The following is a 4026-nucleotide window of genomic DNA, read 5'->3' as shown; positions in this document are numbered from 1 at the left end:
GATCCTTCGGCACGAGCTCCTCGAGCGTGACCATCTCGAGTTCGTGCTGCATGGGCGTCGGTTTCTTGAGCATGACGCTCATTAAACGACAAAGCCCGGCGCATGGCCAGGCTTCGGGGGTACTTTGTCAGCAGTCTGAGGACACCCTCCTCGGGTGTCCTTTTTTGTTGCGGCCGCTCTCGCGTCACGCCAACGGGGTTACGCAGCCAACCTCAGGCGCCCAACTCCGAAGCCGATGCCACATGCTTGGGCGCATTGGAACTGGCGTCGTCCTGCTCGGATACCGGCGTCTTAACCGGCGTTGCCGCACTCAGCGGATGACCGGCATCGAGCGTCATCTGCACGCGCTTGCTGTTAGCCGGTGCCGCAGCAGCCGTAGTCGTGTTCGACGCCGTCAGAACCGGAGCCTGCGGTGCATTGATCGGCACCTTGCGGCCACGCGCCACATCGCGCAGGCGGCCACGCTCGGCCATCACCTTGGCGCCGTAGCCACCGTCGTCCTGCGAGGTCGAGCCGACATAAAGACGCAAACCGCCCGGCAGCGAACCGCCGCGTGCGATGCAATCCTTCAGCACCAGCGCACCCACCTTGATGTTCGCAACCGGTTCGAGCGCCGCGCTCTGACCGCCGAAATACTGGAATTTGTCCGAGTGAACCTTGGACATCACCTGCATCAGGCCCTGCGCGCCGACGCCGCTCTCGGCGTACGGGTTGAAGCCCGATTCGATTGCCATCACGGACAACAGAAGAAGCGGGTCGAGACCGACTTCGCGGCCGGTGTCGAACGCTGCCTTCACGAGCTCGCTAACGGGCTCCTGAGCGACGCGATAGCGACGCGCCAGGAACGACGCGACCAGATCCTGCTCGCGGGTCGAGACCAGCACACGATCGTCGCGTGCGTCGGCCGAGACGCGCTGCGCCGGGATCAGCCGCGCCAGCGCGGAGACGCTCTGCATGGTGCGCGGGTCGAGGCCGTTCAGCGCCGCCACGCCCATGCCGGACGTTCCGGTGCCGTCGAAAGCGCTGTCGTAGCTGGTGTTGCTGAAAGTGACGTCATTGTTGCCGTTGTTCGCGCCGCTAGCGGCGTCGCTACTGGTCGAATTCGCGGACAACGAGTCGTCAGAGGACGCGCCAGGCGGTCCGAAAGCCGGCAGCGGGTTGCCCTGCAGCAGACGGGCGGGACCGGCTTGCACAGCGGCGGAAATTGCCGGCATCAGCTTGGCGGCCAGGGGGCCGCGCCAGGCCGGCATCAGCCACAGCGCGAGTGCCAGCACCACAGCGATTCCGCCGACGATGCTGAACAGGTGATGACTCATTCGCGTCCCGCGACGCAACGCACCACGCACAACTTGCGCGATACGCTCATCGGGACGCCACGATAACCAGGCGTTCATTCAGATCTCCCATGTTGCATGATCCGCGAACTCCGCCAGTTGAACAGGCGGTAACACACGTTCGCAGAGTCAAGACATCGCGCGCTCTGTCTGGTAAGGGCAGCAGCGACGTCGGGGAAACGGCAAATACCGTTTGTGGGGAGCCATCTCGAAAGCGGCCCGCGGCATGCCAAAAAAACATGCGGGCGGGGGGCTCCCACGCGAAAAACCAGCGTCAGTTGGCGCTGGCGTGGACTTCAGTAAGACCGTCAAATACCGTGCAGGGGGTCGGTAAACGGTGACGCGTTGCGTCTGATGGGACCGGGGGCAGTGGTAAAAAGGTTCACGCCCTGCAACCAATGTGGACGGATTCTATGCAGGGTTTTATAGATCGTCAACACTATAGATAGGCAAATGTATAACTAATTGTAATAATGAACAGTGTTCAGTCCGTTCAGAACCGCGCGGTGCGCGCCTCTTGAGCTATCTCAATTACTCCTTCCGATGTAGGCCATTCGGCCAATCTACGTGCGCCTGCCAACACAGGTAAAATCGACAATCGTTTTGGCACCGCGAAACCTGCGGCGCCCTCCTTTTTGCCGCTTGCGCGGCTCTCTACCGCACCAGATGAAATACAAAGACCTGCGCGATTTCGTCGGCCGTCTCGAAACGATCGGTGAACTGCGCCGTATCTCGCAAAACGTTTCGCCAATCCTGGAAATGACCGAACTGTGCGACCGTGTGTTGCGCGCCGGCGGTCCGGCGTTATTGTTTGAGAGCCGACAGCAGCACGCCTTTCCTGTCCTCGGCAATCTGTTCGGCACACCGCGCCGTGTTGCACTCGGCATGGGTATCGACGCGCAGGCGGGTGAAGGCGATGGCGCAGCGCTGGAGTCACTGCGTGACGTCGGCCGTTTGCTCTCCGCATTGAAGGAACCGGAGCCGCCGAAGGGGCTCAAGGACGCCGGCAAACTGTTCTCGCTCGCGAAGGCGGTTTGGGACATGGCGCCCAAAACGGTGAGCTCACCGCCTTGCCAGGAAATCGTCTGGGAAGGCAATGACGTCGATCTCGGAAAGCTGCCGATTCAGACCTGTTGGCCGGGCGATGCAGGGCCGCTGATCACATGGGGCCTGACCGTCACAAAAGGCCCGAATAAGAGCCGACAAAATTTAGGCATATATCGCCAGCAACTGATCGGGCGTAACAAACTGATCATGCGATGGCTCGCGCATCGCGGCGGCGCACTCGATTTCCGCGAGTTCGCGCTGCAGAATCCGGGCAAACCGTATCCCGTGGCGGTGGTGCTGGGCGCCGATCCGGCGACCATCCTCGGTGCGGTCACGCCGGTGCCCGACACGCTCTCCGAATACCAGTTCGCGGGGTTGCTGCGCGGCGGCCGCACCGAACTCGCGAAGTGCATCACGCCTGGCGTCGACGGCTTGCAGGTGCCTGCGCGCGCGGAGATCGTTCTGGAAGGCTTCATCTATCCGCAGGAAGGCACGCCCTCGCCCGCGCCCGCTGGCGCGCCGCCACGTCCGACGAAGGGCGCGTCCGCTGGTTATGAACACGCGCTCGAAGGCCCCTATGGCGATCACACCGGCTACTACAACGAGCAGGAGTGGTTTCCCGTCTTCACGGTCGAACGCATCACGATGCGACGCGACGCGATCTATCACTCCACCTACACCGGCAAACCGCCCGATGAACCCGCCGTGCTCGGCGTCGCGCTCAACGAAGTGTTCGTGCCGCTGTTGCAGAAGCAGTTCACCGAGATCACCGATTTCTATCTGCCACCCGAAGGATGCAGCTACCGGATGGCGATCGTGCAGATGAAGAAGAGCTACCCGGGTCACGCCAAGCGCGTGATGTTCGGTGTGTGGAGTTTCCTGCGGCAATTCATGTATACGAAGTTCATCGTCGTGGTCGACGAGGACGTGAATATCCGCGACTGGAAAGAAGTGATCTGGGCCATTACCACGCGCATCGATCCTGCGCGCGACACCGTGCTGGTCGATCGCACGCCGATCGACTATCTGGATTTCGCTTCGCCGGTGGCGGGTCTCGGATCGAAGATGGGGCTCGATGCGACCAACAAATGGCCAGGCGAAACTGATCGCGAATGGGGCCGCCCGATCGAGATGGACAAGGCGGTCAAACAGCGTATCGACACTTTGTGGGATGAGTTGGGACTGTAAAAACAGCCCTCGAATCACACTATTGAAATTTTTAGGATTCTGTCGGCATCGAAGCGATCCGGTCACCCGCCGGATCGCGCGCGCTCGAACAAGTCTGAATAACAAAACTGATGGAGCAGTTGCGCGGATGCATGCCTTTTCAATGATGTCGGATGGTTTTTTTCTGTCGTTGTCGTTGTGCCTGGACATCGGCCTTGTCAACGTCGCGATGATTTCGCTGACGCTATCGCACGGCTTCAAACCCGGCTTCTGGTTGGGCCTGGGTTCCTGTTTCGGCGATCTGGTCTACGCGGCACTCGCGCTCGCGGGAATGGCGGCGCTCCTGCAGTTCGAATCGGTGCGCTGGGTGGTGTGGATCGGCGGCGCGGCGATCCTGCTGTTTCTCACGTGGAAGATGGCGCGTGAAGCGATGTTCCCGGCGTCGGCGCCAGCCGTTGCCGGAGAAGCAGATGCCAAA

Annotated in this window: 3 protein-coding genes; 2 read left to right on the top strand and 1 reads right to left on the bottom strand. The window is 61.4% G+C overall.

Annotated features, from left to right (window positions below; all coding sequences use genetic code 11):
• Positions 1 to 212: 212 nt before the first annotated feature.
• Positions 213 to 1394, bottom strand: coding sequence for a lytic transglycosylase domain-containing protein (locus tag VFE81_RS12490; RefSeq protein WP_325044890.1), 1182 nt, complete (start codon positions 1392 to 1394; stop codon positions 213 to 215).
• Between the two features lie 606 nt (positions 1395 to 2000).
• Here VFE81_RS12490 and VFE81_RS12485 point away from each other — a divergent pair.
• The gene (locus VFE81_RS12485) at positions 2001 to 3569 is read left to right on the top strand and encodes a UbiD family decarboxylase (RefSeq protein WP_325044889.1); all 1569 of its coding nucleotides are present in this window, start codon (positions 2001 to 2003) and stop codon (positions 3567 to 3569) included.
• A gap of 127 nt (positions 3570 to 3696) precedes the next feature.
• The coding region (locus tag VFE81_RS12480) for a LysE family transporter (RefSeq protein WP_325044888.1) at positions 3697 to 4026 on the top strand (330 nt) is incomplete at its 3' end.

Origin of the sequence: Paraburkholderia sp. (genome assembly GCF_035656215.1) — a bacterium.
Lineage (GTDB): Bacteria > Pseudomonadota > Gammaproteobacteria > Burkholderiales > Burkholderiaceae > Paraburkholderia.
The sequence above is the reverse complement of the archived record's forward strand: the minus strand, read 5'-3'. Positions and strand labels throughout refer to the sequence as shown.

Bases quoted from the DNA above. Each gene is read 5' to 3' on its own strand.
- VFE81_RS12490 (WP_325044890.1), bottom strand. From the start codon at position 1,394: ATGAACGCCTGGTTATCGTGGCGTCCCGATGAGCGTATCGCGCAAGTT.
- VFE81_RS12485 (WP_325044889.1), top strand. From the start codon at position 2,001: ATGAAATACAAAGACCTGCGCGATTTCGTCGGCCGTCTCGAAACGATC.